Source organism: Vibrio sp. 10N.222.52.C3 (genome assembly GCF_041474195.1).
Taxonomy (GTDB): domain Bacteria; phylum Pseudomonadota; class Gammaproteobacteria; order Enterobacterales; family Vibrionaceae; genus Vibrio; species Vibrio crassostreae_C.
In genome coordinates, this window is record NZ_JBFRTQ010000173.1 from 1 (window position 1) to 20,760 (window position 20,760).

The window sequence follows — 20,760 nt, forward strand, 5'->3', positions numbered from 1 at the left end:
GACATTGATAGCGTAGTAACTCGTAGCACCGACTCCGAGAAAGTTGAGCGCCAAGGTGGTAGCCTAGGTTGGTTAACTTTGACTGTGCTTGGTCTATTAGGGTTCCGCAGAAAATTTAAATAATTTTATCTCTTGAGCCCGAGTTCACAATTCTGAACTCGGGCTTTTTTTCGCCTTGAGAAAAGTGAAAATTTGACCGATTCTTAAAGTTGGAGTCACAAAAACTCCGTAAAGTTGTAATCATTGTATGTTAGTAAATGGAACACCCGTATGAGGACTGCACTATGAAGAGACAAAAGCGTGATCGACTAGAACGAGCACAATCTCAAGGCTACAAGGCTGGTTTAAATGGACGGTCGCAAGAAGCTTGCCCATATAGCCAAATGGATTCTCGGTCTTATTGGTTAGGTGGATGGCGTGACGCCAAAGATGACAAGCAATCAGGTCTCTATAAGTAGATAGGGCGTAAAGAATTCAAGGTCAGGGCTCCATTGTCTGTTGATTACAACGGCTGGAGCCTTGTTAGTTTCAGACGAGTGATAAGCTCCCCAGAGCTATAAAGTATTATAGTTTCGCTATCATAAGCGTATCGCTGGTGGATTTATCCTGTTTCAAGCTTAATACGGGATACTTTAATGCACTATAACTAAATTTATTGGAACGAAAATAAAGCAGCCATGGGCTGCTTTACTAAAAATCTAACTATTAGATTAGAATGCTGACGTATCTTGGAAAAGGCCAACTTTCAAATCTTTAGCAACGTAGATCTCTTTACCATCAACAAGTACGCGACCATCCGCAAGGCCCATAACTAGACGACGGTTAACAACACGCTTCATGTGGATCTCGTAAGTTACTTTTTTCGCTGTAGGCAGAATTTGACCAGTGAATTTCACTTCGCCAACCCCTAGAGCACGACCTTTACCTTCGCCGCCAACCCAACCAAGGTAGAAACCAACCAGCTGCCACATTGCGTCAAGGCCTAGACAACCAGGCATTACAGGGTCACCTGGGAAGTGACAATCGAAGAACCATAGGTCAGGAGTAATATCCAGCTCAGCAAGAACTAAACCTTTACCGTAATCACCTTCAGTTTCAGACATCTTAGTGATGCGATCCATCATTAGCATGTTCGGTGCTGGTAGTTGAGGGCCTTGTGGCCATAGTTCGCCTTGGCTTGATGCTAGAAGCTCTTCGCGAGTGTAAGAATCACGTTTGTTTTGCATTATCAATTACTCCGATTTTTGATAGGTGCATATTAGTGAACAGGTGTACGCTAAACAAGTCCGATCAGTACTAGACAAACCAGTTTTTAATGCGTCCAACGATTCCAATAGGGTGCTCATGTCTTTCAAAGTTTTCAATACGTTCCGCGATTTTACTCAGAACGCTTTCTTGTTCATCGTCTCTAAATGGTTTGTTCATAATGAGAGGAATTGCTTCGTCTACATTAGACACAGACCAAATATGGAATTCTTCATTCTTAATGCTTTCAATAAGGTCAGGCTTTAGTGCAAGATGCCTTAAGTTCGATCTTGGAAGGATCACACCTTGTTCGCCTGTTAAGCCGTTGTGCTTACACACATGGTAGAAGCCTTCGATTTTCTCGTTTAGCCCGCCAACAGCTTGCACACGTCCAAATTGGTCAACTGCACCTGTAACCGCAATTTGTTGATTGATAGGGTATTCAGACAAAGCACTAACCAGAGAACACAACTCCGCAAGAGAAGCACTATCGCCATCTACTTCGCAGTAAGACTGCTCAAATACTACGGAAGCTGCGTATGGTAATGGATCTTCAAGGTTTAGTGCGCTGCTCACAAATGCTTGCATGATCATCATGCCTTTAGCATGAAGATTACCACCCAGCTCGGCTTTGCGCTCAACATCGGCAATATCACCATCACCAAAGTGAATAACACAGGAAATTCGTGCAGGTTCACCATACGATATTGGGTGTCCCGGTACATCGATGACCGTCAATCCATTAACTTGACCAACTTGTTCACCTTCAGTTTCGATAATGACTTGGCCATCACGAATATCATCAAGGGCGCGTTCTGGTAGATAAGATTCACGGTTGTATTTGTGCTGTTGAGCTTGCTGGATATGGTGAATATCAATCTCACCATTGTCGGCTTCAATCAAAGCTTCGTTCAATAACGCGTTGTGCCAAATAGGGCACAGTGGGATATAGCTTTGATCTTCGGTTTCTCTTGCTCCGGCAGTAAGAATGCCAGTCAACGCTTGTTGCGTGATGTTTGGTAATTCATAGCGTTGTTGAAGCCACTTAAGGTAACCAAGATATTGAGTCAGAGTGTCTTCTGAGAGCTTAATGTCCTGTTCAATTTCGCTGAATAGGCAAAAACCGGTTTGAATATCGCTGTCTAGGTAATCAAGGTCACCTAGTTGAGCTCTGTCTCCAACTACAATTAACTTAATATTGTAAGTAAGAGGTAAGGTTGGCGACTGATTCAAGTGTTCAGGGTTACTGCTGATAGGCTCGACAGCTTCACCAAGCAGCGCAGATTTAAGCAGTAACCAGCTTCCTGGGTTTGCCAAGATCAGGTTTGCTGAAACGATCAGATAACCGTTGTTTGCTCTAGCCAGTAGGCCAGGTTTTGTCGCAATAACCTTACCGTCTTTCGATTGAACTTGGTCAAATAGAGAGGCAGCATTTAAAGACTCAGTTTTGATAACCGGCAGATTGTGATCATCTAAAGCAGTGACTAGAGATTCAACAATCATTTGACGATAGATTGAATTGTCCGGAGCATTTACCAGTAAAACGCGCGAAAGGTTAGACAAGCGAACAAAGCGGGTTAGCGCATCTTTGAATCTATGTTGAATATCTGAAAACGGGAAAGGCGAGATGTCAGGGAATTGCTCTAATTGAGCGCTATATTCGTCGTACTGAGGCGTAACATGTCGCCAATCTACTTGAGTCATTTAAGTTTCTGATTATGATAATGAGGTAGGGAGTATATAGAAAAACCGATCTCGCTTGTAGCTCTATGTGGTAGTTACTAATCACTAAGCTAATATAAGTATGATCTTGGTCTATTCTTTCAAGACAATAATTGTGAAATAACCCATTCTGGGTTACGCTGTCACTAGGATTAACTCTCGAGATTAGACATGAAATATCAGCAACTTGAAAACTTGGAATGTGGTTGGAAATGGAACTATCTGGTCAAAAAGTGGAAAGAAGGTGAATCGATTACTTGCCATATTGATTCAAGTGAAGCTGACGTTGCTGTTCAAGCCTTATTGAAGCTGGAACACCAGCCTACGGGTGTTCTTGAGTGGATCTCTAACAACATGTCTCCTGAGCTCGATAACAAGCTTAAACAAGCGATCAGAGCTAAGCGAAAACGCCACTTCAATGCTGAACAAGTTCATACAAAGAAGAAATCAATCGACCTTGATTACCGTGTATGGGAAAAGCTATCTCAACGTGCGAACGAGCTAGGTTGTACGCTCTCAGATGCCATCGAGTATTTGGTTAGCGAAGCGTCTCGTAGTGAGCAGGCCAGCAAGACGGTGACTAGCCTCAAAGAAGACTTAAGCAAGCTCCTTTCTGACGATAAATAACCATCAACAGTAGTGGTGACATTATGATGTACGTAATCTTAATCGGTGCGGTATTAGTTTTTTGGTTAGTAGCAGTCGATCGACCGGTATTGAAAATTAAATTTAGCGACGGGGCGATCGAACAAGTTAAAGGGCATCTTCCACTGAGCTTTAAGCACAACCTTCAAGAGATTGGTCATAACAATACCTTTAAAGGCGAGCTAAAAGTGTATGCAAAACGTTCTGGTTACAATCTCAAGTTCACTAAAGATGTTCCTAAAAACGTACAGCAACGTATTCGTAACGTGTTCCCGCATAATGGTTTTAAGTCTAAAGGCTCAAAGAAAGCGTAATCGTTGAGAGTTACGCGTTAGCTGGTCAATCCTCATACTAAGTTAATCCTTCATTTCTCTTAAATCTCCGCATACTGTTCTCACCCTCAACAAAGAGAGAGCAGTATGAGATATCTAGTATTACTATTATGTTTTTTATCCCCAGTCGCTTTTCCCGACGATGCATTGGTTAATCCTGTAGCTAAAAAGATAAAAGTCATCGTCATGAAAGGGCTCAACAAGAGTAATGTTGATTTCGAGGGTTATTGCGATCTGATGATTGAGATGAAGCACTCTAAAGGTTATGCAAGAATCAAAAAGGTGAGAACGTCTGGAGATAGTAAAGTTTGCAAGCAGGCGAAAAAACACCTACCGACGAAGAAAAGGTTCAAATACAGCTTTCCAGAAAAGTATATCCGGCTACATATCACACACTAGCCACTCTCAACGCACTATAACTAAATATCCTTAATTTTATTGAAACAATTTCGTGAACCAATCTCTAATTTCTATTAATATTAGTTTTTTTATAAAGGCAGGATATGCCGATACAAGAGCATTTACGGCAAAGGAAAGTCACGGTTGTTGTTAGCAAATAAAAGTTATACCCCTGAAGTAGTTGAGATCTCAAGGAAGGTCTCAATCAATGTTGAAGCTCGCTTTAATCGATGGTTAATCTCACCTGAATATAAGCTCGCACAATCTACAGTAGACACGTTACTAAGTTTGGAAAATAGGTATTGTGATAGTGTCATATTTGATGAATCTGACCGCATATCTCACAATCAACGTATTTTATTGCGCTGCGAGCAGGATAGAGTCAATGCTCATCGTGAAAAAGTCGACGCGAAGCAACAAACCTTACGATACGTTATCGATGATGTCAGCAATGCCGCTTCTGCGCTAATGCTTGAGAAGCTTCAAGGTACCTTAATAAGTTCGTTGTTTTCAGACTTACCCGATTACAATCAGTTCGCTAGTGTTGCGTATTCGCCATCTTTAAACTTTTCCAAACTCCATGAAATATCCGCGAAAAGTAGGCCATTGAGCTCAAGTTTAATCGAGTTTGTTTCCAATCAAGAGTTTGCAGATAAATATGGAAAGAAATCTAAGGTAATTCTCGATCCAAAAGTTGCAGCACGACAAATAGGAATAGAAAATTGTCGTTTATTGTTCCCATTGTTAATGAGTCAACAGCTGATTAAGTGGAATGATGGCAACATTAAACACATCACACCTAAGGTTTGGCAACACTTGGTCGTGACGTCAAATGCGACTCGAATTCGACTTCAAGAAACGTCGGTTAAAGATCCTAACGTAGGCATTTTACTTGGTGTGTTGAGAGTTCTTCCTTTGTTTTTAATTTGTAACCACTTTTCTTCAACGTTTGAAGACGCATTGGTAAAAACGATGCTTGGTTATCGTGAAGCAAGTGACAAGCATGACGAATATTATGCTTGTACTGAGGTGATGCCAAACACACAGTTTCTTGAATCAATGGTCGAGCAGCTAGAGCTTAAGCTACTAAAAAACCTCGTTGAATTTATAGATTGGAGCCCTGGAAATCAGTTCATCAAGAGGGCACTTCTAGAGGAAGTGAATGACATTCCAGTACTTGAGCGAACGGTTTATGGTGCAGCTTTGGCTCAGGGTAGAAAATATTCTGTTTTCGAGGCGTTAGATAATAGTGAACTATTTAACGTTAAGCACCGACCTTATTGGTTTTCAACTGTTCAAATGTCTATCGCGACGATTGAGCAGATGCAAGATAAAGGATTGGGAAAGCTTACGGTGAACATGTAATAAAAAGAGAGAGTCTCATTAATGTCGCTCTCTTTTTTGTTGCGCTGTAACTTTATGTGAATGTCTTGTTTTGGCGCTAAACAGTAGGATTACACTCTACTTAACTGACCACTTCGAAGGTAAACGACTCTTGCTTTGCTATTGCGTGTTTAACAGGGATACCAAGGCGCTGGCAAGTCATCAGAACTTTCAATTTCCTGTCGGCAGGAGCGTGCTCTGACAGAATCACCGAGCTTAGGCACTCTCTATTAAGGTAGAGTTTATTTCCGATCATCTCGTCATCAGGTAATACCCAGCGGTATTCCTTTTCATAACGCCAATTAGAATGCTTAATTTTGAATATCTCAGCTCCCAGTCTTGATGTTTGTAAACCTCTTAGCGATGCCGGGCGGAACATATTCGGTTCGTCTTCATACTGGACTTCAAAACAGTTGAGATTGGGCTCGCCGTTATAGCAGTTGAGATCATACTCGATACACATGCCTTTAAAGTTGTCACCATACTGCGACCATAGTATTGGGTGGTCGTTCGACTGAGAGAAACACATGATCTTAAAGTTTTGTTGAAGCTCTTTGTTGAATGCGTGGTTAGATTCAAAAGGGTTATTAAAAGTTTTAGCGTAATCAAACCACAACGAACACTCGGAAATAGATTGTATGTTTCTGTCGTGGAGTGATCTGAACTTATAAAGTTTAGGCAACATATCAAACACCTAGTTTACAAAATTGCCTGATGTTAACACTTTAATTTACTTTTAAGGATTGAATGCATAGCATTTGATTGCTTAATCACCAAATTTATTCATATAACTGTTTGATAGATCAAAATTTAAACACGAAATAGTAGCCTGTTAAAGTGGTTTATTTTGCATAAAGGCTAAGCTTTCAAGTTGTAGCTTTTTAGGAAGATACACGTAACTTGTTGGATTGCTCGGAAGTTTTAACAACTCCTTCTTGAGGCTGAAACTAGCTACAGCCCAGAAAGGCCAAAAATTGATGGCATACGGCCTTACCAATGAGAGTGCGATAGTGTGTTTAACGCTTTATCTAGCGATGACGTAAGTCGATTGGTCTGACACGTCTGTTGATGCAATGCCGAAGTGCGCTAACGGACAATTGATTTAGGTGTCAGTGTTTTATCTGAAGATATTAATGCCACAGCGTTTGCCCTTTTAAGTGTGAAGGATCACGCGGTAACTTACGTAATGTGAATTCATCTCTGAGATAAGATTTAGCGAAGTTCTTTCGCTTCTTTCCCAATGCTGGCAAGTCGCCTAACACTTTAACAATACCTTTAACTTCCAGTGAATCAAAACTATAGCCTTGATCAAGAAGGAGCTCCAATACTGGATAGAGCTTTTTATATACCCGAGTTGCTTCAGCTTTTGAATCTCGTCTTACTTTTCTCTTCGCCTGCAATGAATCGAGTAGAGAGAGCCTTCCCAACATGCCAAGTATATTGGATACATTAATTATGACGTTCGTAACGTAGATACTTAGAACGAGTTCGATGCAAAAGATAACGTAGTACTCAGTAATAAATATTTGGTCACTGTACAGGATGACCGGGTAAACATTCTCTAAGATCGTCATGCCAACAAAACTAACACCGATCAAGATTCGATAATTAGAACTGATAACGTCCACATTAGTGAATCGTAAGAACAAACAAATAATGGCAACGTATGTGATAAACGCAGAAACAAAGGAGATGACTTGCTCACCAGTACTCGCCACCATTAGGTCAACATTAAAGAAAGTAGATCCAATGATTAGTAGTGCGCATAAGATAATTGCTTGCTTTTGGTCATTGTTTGTTTGCAAAATTTTGGCTCCGATTTAATACAGCGACGGAGTATAGATGAAACTTGCAACTACTTTTATATCATTGATTTAAAATGGTTATTTTGACTGCCTGATTGGTGGTATTGATTGGTTCATTGAATCGAGAAACCGTGTTTTTGATAGGACTCGTTCTTTGCTACATAAAAATAAATGCTCATACCAACTCTATCAGGAGGGCTTAAGCTAACTTGACGGCCACAAACGTCCATTGTAATAAGCATCCGGATAATTCCTAAGCAGACCAATATAGGTAAGCTTAGGAGGACATTTTAATCTAGCTCAAAAGTGACATTACTATCTGGGGCTTACATATTAACTGCGTATTATGTGTATTATGTTAAATGGTGTTTGGTATTTATAAGGCAGGTATCTTTGTGCGATGCCCTGCCTCTTGTTTATCTACCAAATCGATGTTCTATTTAACAGTAAGGCTATTTACCATAAAATACCTAATAAACATATTTCCTAATCTTCGATTAAGAATACGTTTATTAGACTTCAAGCATTAATCGATCAATTGCTTCTGTGATCTCTTTAGTTCTTACTGGCTTGGTCACGAAATCATTCATGCCGACATCTAAGCACGAACATTTGTCTTCTGCTGATGTGTGTGCTGTTAGCGCAACGATTGGTGTTTTGATGTTTGCGTCTCTCATGTATTTGGTTGTGGTTAATCCATCCATGACCGGCATCGACACATCCATTAAGATAATGTCTATTGATTCGTTGCCTCTTTCAATAAAGCCAATCGCTTCTTCACCATTACTTGCGATGAAAACCTCGTGGCCTTGTCTTGTAAGGATTAACTTTATCACCATTTGATTCGTTGGATTGTCTTCGACAACTAACACTGAATAACGGCTTCTTAACTCTCGTGAAGATTCGTCTTCTTTGTTAGCCAGATTATTCGTAACTCTAGTAAGCACTGGCAACTGTACTTCGAATTTGGAGCCTTTTCCAGGCTCACTCTTTACCGATATGCGCCCGCGCATCAGTTCAACCAGTCTTTTAGTGATGGCCAAGCCTAAACCTGTGCCACCAAATCTACGTGTGATTGTGCTATCAGCTTGCACAAATGGACTGAACAGCGACGAAAGTTGTTGCGAGCTAATGCCAATCCCTGTGTCTTCCACCGTTATATAGAAAGAGCTCTGCTGGTACTTTATAGAAACATGGACATGCCCACGCTCAGTGAACTTAATCGCGTTACCGATCAAATTAAATAGGATCTGTGCCAAGCGACTTGGGTCGATGTAATGAAGTTTACCTTCAGGGATATCGCTAGTTACTGTTAGCGGCAAACCTTTATCGTCTGCTGTCTTCTTTTGTTCAGATAATACAAAAGTTACAGTGTCTCTTACGTTGCTCCATTGAGGAGCCAACGAGAAACACCCAGATTCAATCTTAGAAAAATCCAATACGTCACTGATAATTGCCAACAATAGCTCAGATGATGTGCTCATATTAAGCAGTATAGACTGTTGTTCTTCGTTCAATGATGTGGATTTTAGGGCGTCTATTAGGCCAATTATGGCATTTAGCGGTGTTCTTAATTCATGACTCATCATCGCGAGGAATTCAGACTTGGCCTTGTTGGCTCTTTCTGCGTCTTTTCTTGCTGTGACAAGCTCTGCGGTACGTTCTCGAACGGTTGCTTCAAGCTTTTCTTTGTTCTCAATATCGAAAACAGCACGCTCTATCAACGGTCGAAAACGGTTTAGTGTGGCCTTAGTTTCAATACTAAAGTGCTTGGTATTCGAGTGGATAAAGATGATGACGGATTGTGTTAGTCCGCTATCGATACCAGTAATTAGAACAGAGTTGATTTGATCGAGGATAATGGGATGTAAGGAATTGAATTCACCCAGAGACTTGGGTTCAAAAAGGATGGCGCATTCTCCATTGATCACTCGAGATAACTTGCCACAATCACTCCAATTCATCTGTTCGAAGACTTTGTTATTGCTTAGCAGGGTTTTGAAACTGCCTTCGTTCCCTACCCTTGATACCACGATAAAGTCATCAAACTTAATGTATTTTTTGAGCACGAACTCGAGACTGGAGAATATCTCAGATATGTTACTTGCCTTACTGATCGCAGAGATGGTTGATAAGATCACCCTGTTCTCTTCAGCCAGCTTTCGCTCACGGGCTTTTAGTTTTTGCAGTTCAATACGTGCTTCTTGCAGCGCTTCTTGACCTTCAGAACCCATTACTTTTTCAACCTATAAAACGTTGCAGACGATACCATTAAATTCCCGTGTGCATTCTCGCCACCAGAGAGCCTGCCTTGTTCACCAAACGTAAATGGACATATGTATGGGAGCCCATTAAGTGCTTGATTTATTTGGTCACAAACCTCATCCATATCTTGTTTAAGGTTCAACATTGGGCCTGCACAAAAGATATTGATCGCCCCTAGTTTCTCTTCAAGATCCATGTCGTTGTAGTATGAGGAGTGAATGATATTCGCGGCGCGGCTAATCAACTGCTGCTTAGACCCTTGCATCAGGTAGATGGTGTCGCCTTCACTGATGTCTGTGAACAGCTCAATCCCATTACACTCCGTCTCTCTGATCGAATGAGACAATTTGAAATATGGGTAATCGTAAGAAGAGCCGACTTTCCTGCCTAATGGGTAGACTGACGACTTTTCGAATATGTAGCCATCATCACTGCCATCTAAGTGGAAATTAGTCCATTCGTTGTAAACGGTGACGGCTGGCCTGTGGTCTATCTCCAACAAAATTCGGTTTCTTACTTTGGTCACGGTGCCTGAATACCGCGTAGGCGTATGACCCGCGCTGAAAGAGGAATAGATGGACTGAGACGCAAACACTACCGTTAAAGACACACCATTTATAGACAGCGACTCTTCGGTGAAGATACTCCAATTTCCGGAAACCTGGTTGTCTGCAGCACTGCCACCAATAATTGGCACTTCAGTACCAAATTTCTTATCGATAGCCGCCATCACCTTTTCTTCGTTACCCGGTGTGGAATGCAGCAAGATAAGATCAGGAATTTCACCTTCTCGGTTGGCGTTCTTGAGTGCTTTGTCTATCGCGCTGAAGGTACTGCGGTCTATGGAGTCGCTGAAATGTTCGATTCCCGTACCATAGGCGTTGATCCCGGAGTCATAGATGATGAGTACGCCTATCACTGGGCCGGAGTGGAACCCAGTTTCGGTCATAATGCCGTGACAAGTGGTGCAGCCATGTATTGGGGTGTTAGGGAGAGCATCTACGAAATATCTCTGCACAGCGAGTGTTGAGTACTCTTCTGTGCAGTAGCAAATAAGACAGGCAATATCGTCAGGGTTTTCTACCCCATTGAGCAACTCATCTACTGCGATTTTATCGTCTAGGGAATAAGAGACTTTTGATAGAAATTTCATAGATTCCGGGAAACTTTATTAATGCTCTCTTTATAACACTTTAATGCATGGTGTTTCACTGATTTGGTACATATTTCTATCAAAAGAACCGAGGCGTGACTCAGTTTTCCCTCTATTACTCTTTAGAAAGGTTTACGGAAAACGTGCTTATCTGTTGTGGAAATGTAACTGTTATTGAGGAGGTCTTATCATTAGTTTGTAACAGCCAATTCGAAGGCCCTTTTTCTTCTAGAATTCCGCTTTCATTATAGCTAATGATAAATTTGCCAGTTTTAGATGTTTCGATCGAATACCCTAGGTTATTGCTTGAAACTGAAACATTATGATTATCAATACCAAATTTACAAGGTTTTGAAACTATACAGTTTACTGTTTCGTTATTATCGTATGTTACTGTTCTCCAAGTAAATGCAGCTATTAAAATAACCAACATGACGATAATTTGAACAAGCCTGCCTTTTGTTAGCTTTTGTGCCGCCATTATAATCTTTACTCCTTGTTACAAAGTTCAAAGTTTTTAAATAAAAATCCAATTCCAGACCAAGCGTAAGGTTACTACTCTGTCATTGATTTGTTAATTCAAGTATAGTGTCGCGTTGAAAATGCCACTTTTTTTTAAAATCAGCAAGTGGAAATAAAGCCCTGAATAGGCTGAATTTCCTTTTCTAATTTGGGTGGCATTACGACGTGAGTCGTGTTGGAAGTAAAGTGTAGTAAATAAGAAATTGGAAGCATGCAAATGAGCCAAGAAAAGCAGCTTGAACAAAACTACAACTATACGGTCGTCCGTCAATTTACCCTAGTTACAATTTTGTGGGGTATTGTCGGTATGGGCGTTGGTGTTTTGATTGCCGCTCAATTAGTTTGGCCACAGCTAAACTTTGATACGCCGTGGTTGACGTACAGTCGTTTACGTCCCCTGCATACTAATGCGGTTATTTTTGCGTTCGGTACAAGTGCGCTGTTTGCAACATCATATTATGTTGTACAACGTACCTGTCAGACGCGTCTCTTTGGTGGCCCTCTCGTAGCCTTTACCTTTTGGGGTTGGCAAGCGATTATCCTGTCCGCTGCAATTACTTTACCGTTAGGTTTAACCTCTGGTAAAGAATACGCAGAACTTGAATGGCCAATCGATATTGCTATTACTCTTGTGTGGGTAGCTTATGCGGTCGTGTTCTTCGGAACCATGATTAAACGTAAGACATCGCACATTTACGTAGCAAACTGGTTCTTCGGAGCCTTCATTATCACGGTTGCCGTGTTGCACATCGTTAACAGCCTAGCTGTTCCTGTCTCTGCGTTTAAATCGTACTCGATTTATTCCGGAGCGATCGATGCAATGGTGCAATGGTGGTACGGACACAATGCGGTAGGCTTCCTATTGACAGCTGGTTTCCTAGGCATGATGTACTACTTCGTTCCTAAACAAGCTGGTCGCCCTGTTTACTCTTACCGTTTGTCGATTGTTCACTTCTGGGCTCTCGTGTCTCTGTATATCTGGGCTGGTCCTCACCACCTACACTACACTGCACTTCCTGACTGGACTCAATCTCTAGGTATGGTTATGTCTTTGGTTCTGTTTGCTCCATCTTGGGGTGGCATGATCAACGGTATTATGACTCTATCTGGTGCGTGGCATAAGCTTCGCTACGACCCAATCCTACGTTTCCTAATCGTTTCTCTATCATTCTACGGCATGTCGACTTTCGAAGGCCCAATGATGGCAATCAAAACGGTTAACGCACTATCTCACTACACGGACTGGACTATCGGTCACGTTCACTCTGGTGCGTTAGGTTGGGTTGCAATGGTTTCTATCGGTTCGGTTTACCACTTAGTTCCTAAACTATTTGGTCAAGAGCGTATGTACTCTGTATCCCTAATCAATGTTCACTTCTGGTTAGCAACGATTGGTACGGTTTTCTACATTGTAGCAATGTGGATCTCTGGTGTGATGCAAGGTCTGATGTGGCGTGCAGTTAACTCTGACGGTACATTAACTTACAGCTTCGTTGAATCTGTAGAAGCGTCTTACCCGTTCTACTTTGTACGTTTCTTAGGTGGTTTCATCTTCCTATCTGGTATGTTCTTAATGGCATACAACACGTACAAAACTGTTTCTGCACCTAAAGATAGCCTTAAAGCTATCCCTCAACCGGCTTAAGGAGATTTAGAATGAGCTCAAATTCAAATAATCGCCATGAGTTGGTAGAGAAGAATGTTGGCCTACTAGCGATTCTTATCGTTATTGCTATCAGTTTTGGTGCTTTAGTAGAAATTACCCCACTTATTTTCCAAAAGCAGACTACTGAACCTGTAGAAAATCTACGTGTTTACTCTGCTCTGGAAATGGAAGGTCGTGATATCTACATTCGCGAAGGTTGTAACGTATGTCACAGCCAAATGATTCGTCCTTTCCGCTCTGAAACTGAACGTTACGGTCACTACTCTGTAGCTGGCGAAAGCGTTTGGGAACACCCATTCCTATGGGGTTCTAAGCGTACTGGTCCTGATTTAGCGCGTGTTGGTGATCGTTACTCTGATGAGTGGCACCGCGTTCACCTTATCGACCCTCGCGAACTTGTTCCTGAATCAAACATGCCTGGTTTCCCATGGCTTGCTGAGAATGTACTTGATGGCAAATTGACTAAACAGAAGCTTGAAATCTTCCGTAATCAATTTGGTGTTCCTTACACAGACGAACAAATTGCTAACGCTAAACAAGATGTTGAAGGAAAAACAGAGATGGATGCAATCATCGCTTACCTTCAATCGCTTGGCCACGCAATGAAATAAGGAATAATTATGGACATTATTACATTTCAAAGTGTTTGGACTGTTACTGTTTTTGCTTGTTTCATCGGCATCGTTTGGTGGGCTTTCGGTAAAAATCGTAAGTCGCGCTTCGACGAAGATGCAAACCTAGTGTTCGCTGATGAAGCACCTGCGAAAGATAAAAATCAAGGAGTGACGAAGTAATGAGTACATTCTGGAGTATTTGGGTAACAGTAATCACAATCGGTACATTGATTGGCTGTGCAGCCTTACTTCGTTGGTGTTCCAACGATAAAACAGGTGTAGAAGAAGGTCAGGATATGGGCCATGAATACGATGGTATTCGTGAGCTTAATAACCCGCTACCTAAATGGTGGACATACCTTTTCGTTAGCACAATTGTGTTTGCAGCTGTTTATCTAGCTCTATACCCAGGCCTTGGCAACTTTAAAGGTCTACTAGGTTGGACGAGTTCAAACCAAACAGTTCGTAGCGTAGAAGAGTCTCGCTCTGCAATCGCTGCTGCGCAAGCAAACAAACAGTTAGACGCATACGCGAAAGAACTTGATGATGCTGACACCTACTTTGGTGAAGCTTTCAGAAAGCTAGCTCACGACGAAAACGGTCTACGTTCTGTCCCTGACATTGCATCAGATGCTGATGCAATCAAAGTGGGCCAACGTTTGTTCTTACAAAACTGTTCTCAGTGTCACGGCTCTGATGCACGTGGTCAGAAAGGTTTCCCGAACCTAACTGATGACGCATGGCTATATGGTGGTGAACCACAAGCTATCGTTACTACCATCATGCATGGTCGTGTCGGTCAAATGCCCGGTTGGAAAGACGCTCTTGGCGAAGAAGGCGTAAAAGAAGTAGTTAGCTACACGCTTAGCCTTTCAGGTCGTAGCGTAAACGCACGTGAAGCAGAAGCTGGTAAAGCGCGCTTTGTAGTGTGTGCAGCGTGTCACGGTACTGATGGTAAGGGTAACCCTGCTGTTGGCGCACCTGACTTGACTGACCGCGACTGGCTATTCGGCGATTCTCGCGCTGATGTGACGGAAACAGTCATGTACGGACGTTCTGGTGTAATGCCGGCTTGGAAGGACATCCTCGGTGAGGATAAGGTTCAGCTCGTCTCTGCCTACGTCTGGAGCCTCAGCAACTCAGATAAAGAGTAACATAATAATAACAGCCCCTTCTTAAGGGGCTGTCTTTCTTTTACAGTTATAACCTTAAGTGTTTGTAAAAATTAGTTTTATTTCATTGTATATATTGAGAATAATAATATGGAACAACCTTGGTATAAGCAGTTTTGGCCGTGGTTTTTGATCTTCCTAACCGTTGGCGTTTCTATGCTAACATTGGTTCGAGTCGCGATACTTACCAACCATTCAGTTAACGTTGTCACTGAAGATTACTATAAAAAAGGTAAAGGTATTAATGTCGACATTTCAAAAGTAAATGTTGCTAAAGAGCTTGGCCTATCAGCTTCAGTTAGCGAGAAAGGTAACTCAGTTATCATTACCCTAGACAAAGGCAAGCTAGACCACTTCCCTGCTATTAGCGCAATGTTCGTGCACCGAACGCTGCCTGACCGTGATTTTACTCAGCTACTGACTGCTGATGCGAGAGGCAACTACACGTTGACTCTAGACCATGAAATGCAAGGTCCATGGTTTATCGAGCTTTCTCCGCATGATTCTGAATGGTTAGTGCAAGGTCGCATGAACTTCCCTATTGATACTCCTACTCAACTAACGAACTAAAGCTTATGTGTGAATCCTGTTATCACTGCGGTGAAGATGTACCAGCGGAAACGGATTTTAAAGTAGAAATCTTAGGATCGGTGCGACCTATGTGTTGTCCGGGTTGCGAAACCGTAGCACAGACAATCGTTGATAGCGGTTTGGTCTCTTACTACCAATATCGTACCGCTCCAGCTGAAAAAGCGGATCTCGTGCCAGAGCAACTTCTGGCACTCAGTCATTACGACAACGAAGATGTTCAATTGGAGTTCGTCCGTAACTCTGAAAATACCTCTGAAGTGACATTGTCACTAGAAGGTGTCTCTTGTGCTGCTTGTGCATGGCTTATTGAGAAGCAAGTCTCTTCAAAGTTAGGGGTTGTTAGTATTCGTGTTAATACCACGACTAACCGCGCCCTGCTCAGTTGGGACAACACTCAGACGAAACTGAGCGAGCTGTTGTCTGCAATCCATACCTTAGGCTACAAAGCCGCACCTTTTGAGGCTGATCAACAAGAAGCCGCCTATCATCGATCGATGAAGAATTATCTCTATCGTCTTGGCATTGCTGGTTTAGCAACCATGCAGGTCATGATGCTGGCTGTTGCGCTTTATCTTGAAGTCTTTGGTAACCTTGAGCCCGAATTCAAAAGCTACTTCCGTTGGGTGAGCTTAATCTTTGCAACACCGGTTCTGCTCTACTCTGCATTGCCTTTCTATATCAACGCGTGGCGTAGCCTCAAAGGTCGAACATTGGGTATGGATGTACCTGTGTCGATCGCTCTTTTGTTTGCCTACGTTGCAAGTTTGGTCGCAACGTTGACAGAGAAAGGTGAAGTATTCTTCGAATCTATCTCGATGTTTACCTTCTTCCTACTGCTTGGTCGTTTCCTTGAAATGCGCGCTCGTCGTAAAGCCGCCGCTGCTAGTGGTAACCTGCTTAAGCTCGTTCCTGCTATGGCAACAACGTTAGATGGCGAACAAGTTCCAGTCAAAACCTTAAAAGTTGGCGACCAAATTCGCGTTCTACCGGGTGAGCACATTCCTGCCGATGGCAAAGTATTGTCTGGCAGAGTTCATATCGATGAATCGATGCTGACTGGCGAATCTATCCATGTGGTCAAAAACGAAGGCGATACTGTCTACGCTGGTACATTGAATGGTGATGAGTCGTTTGAACTGGAAGTGATGACATCAAAAGCGGATTCGGTGATTTCCAACATCGTTCGCCTGCAAGACGAAGCGCAATTGTCTAAACCCCGCATTGCAGAAATTGCTGATGTTGTGGCTCGATACTTTGTTGCGGTGATCTTAATCATCTCATTCGGTACTTGGTTTTACTGGCACCAAACACGACCAGAAGACGCTTTCTGGATCATGCTTTCGGTATTGGTAGCAACGTGTCCTTGTGCTCTGTCACTGGCAACACCGACGGCGATTACTTGTTCAACGTCTCGCATGGGTAACTTCGGTATTTTGCTGCGCAAAGGCCACGTATTCGAAACCTTGTGCAAAGTGAATCACTTGATCATCGATAAAACAGGTACATTGACTGAGGGTGATATTCGTATCAGCCAAGTTGAAACCTTCGCTGAACTTGATAAAGACACTTGTCTCAAAGTAGCGGCGAGCCTGGAACAACACGCTAACCACCCTATCGCTAAAGCGTTCAAGACTCATCTTTCTGATGAGATCGAAGTAGAGTCAGTTAATAACGTGATTGGTTCAGGTATCACTGGTGAGTGGAATGGCCAAGAAGTTGCGATTGGTAGTAGTGAATTCATTCTAGGTGAAGCTCAACCATCGGAAAGCAACGGCATTTACTTGTCGATGGCGGGTCGTCATATCGCTACATTTACTTATGAAGATCCAATCCGTAAAGAAAGCATCGAGTTTATTAAGCAATTTAAAGAAGCGGGCATCAAAACAACTCTGCTTACTGGCGATTCTTTGATTAACGCGAAGCCTGTTGCTGAAGAGATTGGTATTACTGATATTGTTGCTAACGCGAAACCTGAAGATAAACTTGCTTACCTGAACTCTCGAGATGCAAGTGACATTACCATGATGGTTGGCGATGGCATTAACGATGCCCCTATTCTTGCAGGTGCCCACCTTTCTGTCGCTATGGGCGGCGGTACAGACGTGGCGAAAGCTTCTGCGGATATGGTGTTACTGGGTGATAAGCTCGATAGATTACTTAAGTCGCGTACTTTGGCGTTAAAAACACGTAAGATAATTCGTGAAAACCTAGCTTGGTCATTAGGATATAACTTACTTATCCTTCCATTGGCTGTCGCGGGTTTGGTTGCTCCATACATTGCCGTTGTGGGCATGTCTGCCAGCTCTATTATTGTTGTGTCTAACTCGTTAAGGCTTTTAAAAGAGCAAGGTAAATAATGGAAAGTTTATACATCCTGATCCCCATTGCGATTGTACTGGTGTGCATCGCTGTTGGTATTTTTCTATGGGCGGTGAAGAGCGAACAGTTTGAAGACCTAGAACGTCAAGGTCACAATATACTGTTTGATGAAGACGAAAAGGCTCACAACCATTCTGATAGTAAACCTGTCAAGAATGAGAAAGCTAACAGCGAAAGCCAAACTAACGTAGACAAAAAGAACGATGACGCCTGATTGGATCGGAGCCTTTGTTGTTGGATTGATCGGCGCAGGCCATTGCATGGGAATGTGTGGTGGTATTGCGTCGCTTCTTTCGATTGGCAACAGTAAACCTTCCCCTGTTATTCCCCTACTTTATAACCTAGGGCGCTTGCTAAGTTATGCCGTGATTGGTGGTGTGATTGGCGGTGCAATCTCTTCGATAGGTCAGCTAAGCGATTTTAACGCTCTGCTAGGTTGGCTGCGATTATTTGCAGCTGGCTTTATGATCGTCTTAGGTTTGTATATCGGTAAATGGTGGTTCGGCTTGTTGTTCTTTGAAAAAGTCGGGCAGAAACTATGGCGCTATATCTCTCCTTTAGGTAAATCATTTCTACCCTTGAAGCACCCTAGCCATGCTTTGCCGTTTGGCTTTATTTGGGGTTGGCTACCATGTGGCTTAGTTTACTCAATGCTTACGTGGGCGGCCGTATCAGGAAGTTGGTACAACGGTGCCGGTATCATGCTTGCTTTCGGTTTAGGTACGCTTCCAGCAATGCTCACAGTAGGCATGGGCGCTAATTTCCTCAAAAAACTGCAACAAGCTGACTTATTTCGCCAATTAGGCGCAATTTTAATCCTCCTTTACGGTTTCTATACCGGATATATGGCATTGCAGCTCATTATTTATACCGTATAGGTAATCTTTAAATCCGGTTTTTTTACTACCCAACTGGATAAAGGAATGCTAAAATATTGACGTATATCAAATAGTGAAAGATTGTTATGATTTCTGAAAAGCCTGTGACGAAACGTGTTCAGTCTGGTGGCTGTGCGATCCATTGCCAGGATTGTAGTATTAGCCAGCTCTGTATTCCGTTTACTTTGAATGAATCTGAACTCGATCAACTTGATCAGATCATTGAGAGAAAAAAGCCTATTCAAAAAGGCCAAGAGTTATTTAAAGCCGGTGACGAGCTTAAATCTCTATATGCTATTCGCTCTGGAACGATCAAGAGCTACACGATTACCGAGCAAGGTGATGAGCAGATTACTGCATTCCACCTAGCGGGCGATCTTGTTGGCTTCGATGCGATTACTGGTGACCGACACCCTAGTTTCGCACAAGCGCTAGAAACTTCTATGGTATGTGAAATCCCATATGAGATTCTTGATGACCTATCAGGAAAAATGCCTAAATTGCGTCAGCAAATTATGCGCCTGATGAGTAACGAGATTAAAGGTGACCAAGAAATGATTCTGCTTCTTTCTAAGAAGAACGCGGAAGAGCGCCTTGCTGCATTCCTTTACAACCTTTCTACTCGCTTCTCTCAACGTGGCTTCAGCCCGCGTGAGTTCCGCCTAACGATGACTCGTGGTGATATTGGTAACTACCTTGGTTTGACTGTTGAAACAATCAGCCGTCTTCTAGGTCGTTTCCAAAAAGCAGACATCTTGAGCGTTAAAGGCAAATATATCACTATCGAAGATCACGATGCGTTGATGGAACTTGCTGGCGTTTCAAAAGAATAGTCTAGATATCAATGATGTAGTTCAATAATGAGCTACATCATGTTTCTCTCTTAAAACCTCTTATATTTCTCTTAATCTCTCCATAACTACGCTACATTATTTATATGTTCGGTCTGAAAAGTAGGCTTAGTTATGAGTATCTATAACAAAATTTTAGTTGTCGCAGACATTAATCACGATGAGCAGCCTGCTCTATTTCGTGCTATCCAACTTGCTAAGAAAAGCACCTCAACAAGCCACATCACTTTCTTTTTGTCGATATACGACTTCTCGTATGAAATGACATCTATGCTCTCTATCGATGAAAGAGACGCAATGCGCAAAGGCGTAATTCATCAACGCGAAATTTGGATGAATAAAGTCGCAGAACCTTACCTAGATGATTCTATTGAATTTAATGTACAAGTGGTTTGGCATAACCGCCCATACGAAGCGATCATTGCCGAGGTTTACAGTGGTGAGCACGACATCTTAATCAAAGGTACGCGTAAACACGATACTTTGGAATCTGTCATCTTCACTCCAACCGATTGGCATCTGTTGAGAAAGTGCCCTAGCCCAGTGCTATTGGTTAAAAACGATTTCTGGCCAGATCACGCGAAGATTTTTGCTTCAGTTCATGTAGGTTCTGAAACAGAAGCTCATTTAGAGCTTAACGATACGATGGTCGACAGATTGCTAGAGATCACCGGTCGTTTGGATGCGGAACCGTTCTTGGTGAATGCCTACCCTGTGACACCTGCGAATATTACCATTGAACTGCCAGAGTTTGATCCAACGTCTTATACCGATGCGGTTCGTGGCCATCACTTAACGGCAATGAAAGCATTGCGCCAGAAGCACGGTATGTGTGAAGAACAAACTGTGGTTGAACAAGGCTTGCCAGAAGATGTTATTCCTCGCGTCGCTTCTGAAAATAACGCTGCGATGGTGATTCTGGGTACAACGGGTCGTACTGGCTTGTCTGCCGTGTTTATTGGTAATACCGCGGAACATGTTATCGATAAGATTAACTGTGATGTGTTGGCTCTTAAACCGTCTGGTTACGTCAGCCCACTAGACCCTAACCTTTCGAAAGGTTAGGTCAGGGATAGTTTAACTTATAAAAAAACGCCTCAAGCATTGCTTGAGGCGTTTTTGTTGTGCGCCGAGCATG

At 42.5% G+C, this 20,760-nt stretch carries 23 protein-coding genes; 16 read left to right on the plus strand and 7 right to left on the minus strand.

The window, feature by feature from the left end; translation table 11 throughout:
* Together AB4517_RS21055 and rmf are read left to right on the plus strand one after the other, a co-directional pair.
* On the plus strand, positions 1-123 hold a 123-nt coding region (locus AB4517_RS21055; RefSeq protein ID WP_372149830.1), incomplete at its 5' end, for a GlyGly-CTERM sorting domain-containing protein.
* Between the two features lie 161 nt (positions 124-284).
* Complete coding sequence (gene rmf, locus AB4517_RS21060) at positions 285-458, plus strand: ribosome modulation factor (protein WP_017059676.1); 174 nt, start codon at positions 285-287, stop codon at positions 456-458.
* A gap of 252 nt (positions 459-710) precedes the next feature.
* On the opposite strand, the gene fabA is transcribed toward rmf, so the two are convergent.
* Together fabA and AB4517_RS21070 are read right to left on the minus strand one after the other, a co-directional pair.
* On the minus strand, positions 711-1,226 hold the full coding sequence (gene fabA / locus AB4517_RS21065) for a bifunctional 3-hydroxydecanoyl-ACP dehydratase/trans-2-decenoyl-ACP isomerase (protein WP_017059675.1): 516 nt from the start codon (positions 1,224-1,226) through the stop codon (positions 711-713).
* Positions 1,227-1,296: 70 nt separating this feature from the next.
* Positions 1,297-2,949, minus strand: coding sequence for an AAA family ATPase (locus AB4517_RS21070; protein ID WP_372149812.1), 1,653 nt, complete (start codon positions 2,947-2,949; stop codon positions 1,297-1,299).
* 189 nt (positions 2,950-3,138) lie between these two features.
* On the opposite strand from AB4517_RS21070, the gene matP reads away from it, so the two are divergent.
* The 4 genes from matP to AB4517_RS21090 all read left to right on the plus strand — a co-directional run bounded on the left by matP (position 3,139) and on the right by AB4517_RS21090 (position 5,708).
* A complete protein-coding gene (gene matP / locus AB4517_RS21075) occupies positions 3,139-3,594 on the plus strand; it encodes a macrodomain Ter protein MatP (RefSeq protein WP_010440786.1) in 456 nt (151 codons plus the stop codon).
* A 23-nt stretch (positions 3,595-3,617) separates the two neighbouring features.
* On the plus strand, positions 3,618-3,926 hold the full coding sequence (locus AB4517_RS21080) for a DUF3634 family protein (RefSeq protein WP_372149815.1): 309 nt from the start codon (positions 3,618-3,620) through the stop codon (positions 3,924-3,926).
* A 105-nt stretch (positions 3,927-4,031) separates the two neighbouring features.
* The gene (locus AB4517_RS21085) at positions 4,032-4,343 is read left to right on the plus strand and encodes a hypothetical protein (protein WP_372149816.1); all 312 of its coding nucleotides are present in this window, start codon (positions 4,032-4,034) and stop codon (positions 4,341-4,343) included.
* Positions 4,344-4,487: 144 nt separating this feature from the next.
* Positions 4,488-5,708 (plus strand): hypothetical protein, encoded by a 1,221-nt coding sequence (locus tag AB4517_RS21090; RefSeq protein ID WP_017066879.1) that lies wholly within the window; start codon positions 4,488-4,490, stop codon positions 5,706-5,708.
* Positions 5,709-5,808: 100 nt separating this feature from the next.
* Here the strand turns inward: AB4517_RS21090 and AB4517_RS21095 are convergent, their stop codons facing one another.
* The 5 genes from AB4517_RS21095 to AB4517_RS21115 all read right to left on the minus strand — a co-directional run bounded on the left by AB4517_RS21095 (position 5,809) and on the right by AB4517_RS21115 (position 11,430).
* On the minus strand, positions 5,809-6,411 hold the full coding sequence (locus AB4517_RS21095) for a DUF2971 domain-containing protein (protein ID WP_372149819.1): 603 nt from the start codon (positions 6,409-6,411) through the stop codon (positions 5,809-5,811).
* A 445-nt stretch (positions 6,412-6,856) separates the two neighbouring features.
* Positions 6,857-7,531, minus strand: coding sequence for a hypothetical protein (locus AB4517_RS21100; RefSeq protein ID WP_108100428.1), 675 nt, complete (start codon positions 7,529-7,531; stop codon positions 6,857-6,859).
* A gap of 512 nt (positions 7,532-8,043) precedes the next feature.
* A complete protein-coding gene (locus AB4517_RS21105) occupies positions 8,044-9,765 on the minus strand; it encodes an ATP-binding protein (RefSeq protein ID WP_372149822.1) in 1,722 nt (573 codons plus the stop codon).
* Positions 9,765-10,949: an FIST signal transduction protein gene (locus AB4517_RS21110; RefSeq protein ID WP_372149825.1), complete on the minus strand. Its 1,185-nt coding sequence runs from the start codon at positions 10,947-10,949 to the stop codon at positions 9,765-9,767. Before AB4517_RS21110 ends, AB4517_RS21105 begins: the two co-directional genes overlap by 1 nt.
* A gap of 115 nt (positions 10,950-11,064) precedes the next feature.
* Complete coding sequence (locus AB4517_RS21115; RefSeq protein WP_102321161.1) at positions 11,065-11,430, minus strand: hypothetical protein; 366 nt, start codon at positions 11,428-11,430, stop codon at positions 11,065-11,067.
* Positions 11,431-11,682: 252 nt separating this feature from the next.
* Here AB4517_RS21115 and ccoN point away from each other — a divergent pair, with 252 nt between their 5' ends.
* The 10 genes from ccoN to uspE all read left to right on the plus strand — a co-directional run bounded on the left by ccoN (position 11,683) and on the right by uspE (position 20,687).
* Positions 11,683-13,116 (plus strand): cytochrome-c oxidase, cbb3-type subunit I, encoded by a 1,434-nt coding sequence (ccoN, locus tag AB4517_RS21120; protein WP_009846707.1) that lies wholly within the window; start codon positions 11,683-11,685, stop codon positions 13,114-13,116.
* Positions 13,117-13,127: 11 nt separating this feature from the next.
* The gene (gene ccoO, locus AB4517_RS21125) at positions 13,128-13,748 is read left to right on the plus strand and encodes a cytochrome-c oxidase, cbb3-type subunit II (protein ID WP_017059643.1); all 621 of its coding nucleotides are present in this window, start codon (positions 13,128-13,130) and stop codon (positions 13,746-13,748) included.
* A gap of 9 nt (positions 13,749-13,757) precedes the next feature.
* Entirely contained in the window at positions 13,758-13,931 is a 174-nt protein-coding gene (locus AB4517_RS21130; RefSeq protein ID WP_004733679.1) for a CcoQ/FixQ family Cbb3-type cytochrome c oxidase assembly chaperone, read from the plus strand.
* On the plus strand, positions 13,931-14,905 hold the full coding sequence (ccoP, locus tag AB4517_RS21135; RefSeq protein WP_017063857.1) for a cytochrome-c oxidase, cbb3-type subunit III: 975 nt from the start codon (positions 13,931-13,933) through the stop codon (positions 14,903-14,905). The genes AB4517_RS21130 and ccoP overlap by 1 nt, the downstream gene beginning before the upstream one ends.
* A gap of 108 nt (positions 14,906-15,013) precedes the next feature.
* A complete protein-coding gene (locus tag AB4517_RS21140) occupies positions 15,014-15,493 on the plus strand; it encodes a FixH family protein (RefSeq protein ID WP_017059641.1) in 480 nt (159 codons plus the stop codon).
* Between the two features lie 5 nt (positions 15,494-15,498).
* Entirely contained in the window at positions 15,499-17,871 is a 2,373-nt protein-coding gene (locus AB4517_RS21145) for a heavy metal translocating P-type ATPase (RefSeq protein WP_372106292.1), read from the plus strand.
* Positions 17,871-18,107: a cbb3-type cytochrome oxidase assembly protein CcoS gene (gene ccoS / locus AB4517_RS21150; RefSeq protein ID WP_017059639.1), complete on the plus strand. Its 237-nt coding sequence runs from the start codon at positions 17,871-17,873 to the stop codon at positions 18,105-18,107. Before AB4517_RS21145 ends, ccoS begins: the two co-directional genes overlap by 1 nt.
* Positions 18,097-18,771 (plus strand): sulfite exporter TauE/SafE family protein, encoded by a 675-nt coding sequence (locus AB4517_RS21155; protein ID WP_017059638.1) that lies wholly within the window; start codon positions 18,097-18,099, stop codon positions 18,769-18,771. Before ccoS ends, AB4517_RS21155 begins: the two co-directional genes overlap by 11 nt.
* Before the next feature lie 86 nt (positions 18,772-18,857).
* Positions 18,858-19,604, plus strand: a complete 747-nt coding sequence (locus AB4517_RS21160) for an FNR family transcription factor (protein ID WP_372149827.1) — start codon at positions 18,858-18,860, stop codon at positions 19,602-19,604.
* 132 nt (positions 19,605-19,736) lie between these two features.
* Entirely contained in the window at positions 19,737-20,687 is a 951-nt protein-coding gene (gene uspE / locus AB4517_RS21165; RefSeq protein WP_017066876.1) for a universal stress protein UspE, read from the plus strand.
* Positions 20,688-20,760 lie beyond the last annotated feature (73 nt).

Bases quoted from the DNA above. Each gene is read 5' to 3' on its own strand.
- rmf (WP_017059676.1), top strand. From the start codon at position 285: ATGAAGAGACAAAAGCGTGATCGACTAGAACGAGCACAATCTCAAGGC.
- fabA (WP_017059675.1), bottom strand. From the start codon at position 1,226: ATGCAAAACAAACGTGATTCTTACACTCGCGAAGAGCTTCTAGCATCA.
- AB4517_RS21070 (WP_372149812.1), bottom strand. From the start codon at position 2,949: ATGACTCAAGTAGATTGGCGACATGTTACGCCTCAGTACGACGAATAT.
- matP (WP_010440786.1), top strand. From the start codon at position 3,139: ATGAAATATCAGCAACTTGAAAACTTGGAATGTGGTTGGAAATGGAAC.
- AB4517_RS21080 (WP_372149815.1), top strand. From the start codon at position 3,618: ATGATGTACGTAATCTTAATCGGTGCGGTATTAGTTTTTTGGTTAGTA.
- AB4517_RS21085 (WP_372149816.1), top strand. From the start codon at position 4,032: ATGAGATATCTAGTATTACTATTATGTTTTTTATCCCCAGTCGCTTTT.
- AB4517_RS21095 (WP_372149819.1), bottom strand. From the start codon at position 6,411: ATGTTGCCTAAACTTTATAAGTTCAGATCACTCCACGACAGAAACATA.
- AB4517_RS21105 (WP_372149822.1), bottom strand. From the start codon at position 9,765: ATGGGTTCTGAAGGTCAAGAAGCGCTGCAAGAAGCACGTATTGAACTG.
- AB4517_RS21110 (WP_372149825.1), bottom strand. From the start codon at position 10,949: ATGAAATTTCTATCAAAAGTCTCTTATTCCCTAGACGATAAAATCGCA.
- AB4517_RS21115 (WP_102321161.1), bottom strand. From the start codon at position 11,430: ATGGCGGCACAAAAGCTAACAAAAGGCAGGCTTGTTCAAATTATCGTC.
- ccoN (WP_009846707.1), top strand. From the start codon at position 11,683: ATGCAAATGAGCCAAGAAAAGCAGCTTGAACAAAACTACAACTATACG.
- ccoO (WP_017059643.1), top strand. From the start codon at position 13,128: ATGAGCTCAAATTCAAATAATCGCCATGAGTTGGTAGAGAAGAATGTT.
- AB4517_RS21130 (WP_004733679.1), top strand. From the start codon at position 13,758: ATGGACATTATTACATTTCAAAGTGTTTGGACTGTTACTGTTTTTGCT.
- ccoP (WP_017063857.1), top strand. From the start codon at position 13,931: ATGAGTACATTCTGGAGTATTTGGGTAACAGTAATCACAATCGGTACA.
- AB4517_RS21140 (WP_017059641.1), top strand. From the start codon at position 15,014: ATGGAACAACCTTGGTATAAGCAGTTTTGGCCGTGGTTTTTGATCTTC.
- AB4517_RS21145 (WP_372106292.1), top strand. From the start codon at position 15,499: ATGTGTGAATCCTGTTATCACTGCGGTGAAGATGTACCAGCGGAAACG.
- ccoS (WP_017059639.1), top strand. From the start codon at position 17,871: ATGGAAAGTTTATACATCCTGATCCCCATTGCGATTGTACTGGTGTGC.
- AB4517_RS21155 (WP_017059638.1), top strand. From the start codon at position 18,097: ATGACGCCTGATTGGATCGGAGCCTTTGTTGTTGGATTGATCGGCGCA.
- AB4517_RS21160 (WP_372149827.1), top strand. From the start codon at position 18,858: ATGATTTCTGAAAAGCCTGTGACGAAACGTGTTCAGTCTGGTGGCTGT.
- uspE (WP_017066876.1), top strand. From the start codon at position 19,737: ATGAGTATCTATAACAAAATTTTAGTTGTCGCAGACATTAATCACGAT.